This is a genomic window from Streptomyces sp. NPDC002690 (genome assembly GCF_053592415.1).
Window position 1 is genome coordinate 1 of the sequence record NZ_JBSFVR010000687.1, and the last position, 1691, is coordinate 1691.

A 1691-nucleotide genomic window follows, 5' to 3' on the forward strand; every position below is an offset into this window, starting at 1 on the left:
GGTCGCGGCGGCTTCACCCCAGTCGGACCCGGTGCACAAGATCACGATCCTCTCCCGCGGCCGTGCCCTCGGTTACACGATGGTGCTCCCGGAGGCCCGCCCCTTTCGTCCCTCGCGTTCCTCGTGTCAGTACGTGTCTAGTACATGCTGAGCAGCTGTTCGACCGAGAGTTCGGCGGCCGGTTGTCCGTCGGGCAGGGCGAGTTCGAACCAGACGGTCTTGCCGCGCGGGGTGCGCCGCGATCCCCAGGCGGCGCTGAGCAGCCCGACGAGTTGCAGCCCCCGGCCGCCCTCGTCGGTGTCGCGGGCGCGGCGGCGGCGGGGCTGGACCAGCCCCGCGTCCCACACCTCGCAGACCAGGGTGCGGTCGCGCAGCAGCCGGAGCCGGATCTCGCCCTCGCCGTAGCGCAGCGCGTTGGTGACGAGTTCGCTGACCAGGAGTTCGGTGGTGTCCACCAGGTCGTCCAGGTTCCACTCGGTCAGCCGTCCGCGGGCCAGCTCGCGGGCCCTGCCGACCGAACGCGGCTCCCGGGGCAGCGTCCAGTCGCCGACCGCTTCCTCCGGAAGCCCCTGGATGCGGGCCATCAGCAACGCGATGTCGTCCTCGCCGTGCCGGGTGTCAAGAGCGGTCAGCACGTGGTCGCAGGCCGCCTCCAGCCGCATCCGGGGTCCGGTGAGAGCGGTACGGAGCGCTTCCAGGCCCTCGTCCAGCGGGTGGTCCCGCGACTCCACGAGGCCGTCCGTGTAGAGGGTGAGCAGGGCGCCCTCGGCGAGTTCGACCACCACTTCCTCGAAGGGTTCGCCGCCGACGCCGAGCGGCATCCCCGGCGGTACGTCGAGGAGCCGGGCCTCCTGGCCGGGTTCGACCACGGCCGGGGGCAGATGACCGGCGTTGGCGAAGGTACAGCGCCGGGTGACCGGGTCGTAGACCGCGTAGACGCAGGTCGCGAGGTACACCTCGGAGAGGTCGGCCTCACGGGACTTCTGGAGGGCGCGGGAGGGCCACTGGGTGCCGCCGCCCTCGGGCCGGTCGCCGCCGCCGGGGGTGCCGAGGCCGCGGGCGACCTCGTCCAGCGCGGAGAGCACCTCAGCGGGCTCCAGGTCCAGCAGGGCGAGCGTCCGTACGGCGGTGCGGAGTTCGCCCATGGCGACGGCGGCCCGCAGCCCGCGTCCCATCACGTCGCCGACGACGAGCGCGGTGCGGTGTCCGGGCAGTTCGATGACGTCGAACCAGTCGCCGCCGACCTCGGTGGCCGCGTTGCCGGGGAGGTAGCGGCAGGCGATGTCCAGGCCCGCCGCCTCGGGGGCGCCCGGCGGGAGCAGGCTGCGCTGGAGGATCAGGGCGCGTTCGTGCTCGCGGCGGTAGAGGCGGGCGTTGTCGATGCAGACGGCGGCGCGGGCGGCCAGTTCACCGGCCAGGTCCCGGTCCCGCTCGCCGAAGGGTTCGCTGCCCTTCGTACGGGAGAAGCGGACGAGCCCGACCACCGTGTCGTGGGCGACCATCGGCACCGCGAGCGTGGACCGGACGAACCCGAGGCCGTCGCCGGGCGCCTCGTGGACGCGGCCGGTACGCAGAGCGGAGGCGCAGGCGGAGGCGGCCGCGGTGAGCTGCCGGGAGAGGAGTATCGCCTCGGGGCAGCGGCCCGTGAAGCGTTCGCGCTGGCTGGTGGGCAGGGTGTCGAGGAAGTCCTG

General features: G+C 73.4%; 1 protein-coding gene and 1 pseudogene. One reads left to right on the top strand and one right to left on the bottom strand.

Annotated elements, in window-relative coordinates; all coding sequences use genetic code 11:
- Nucleotides 1–121: pseudogene (locus tag ACWD3D_RS36725) on the top strand (hypothetical protein); the annotation flags it as partial.
- Between the two features lie 16 nt (nt 122–137).
- Here the strand turns inward: ACWD3D_RS36725 and ACWD3D_RS36730 are convergent.
- The coding region (locus ACWD3D_RS36730; RefSeq protein ID WP_451464976.1) for an ATP-binding SpoIIE family protein phosphatase at nt 138–1691 on the bottom strand (1554 nt) is incomplete at its 5' end.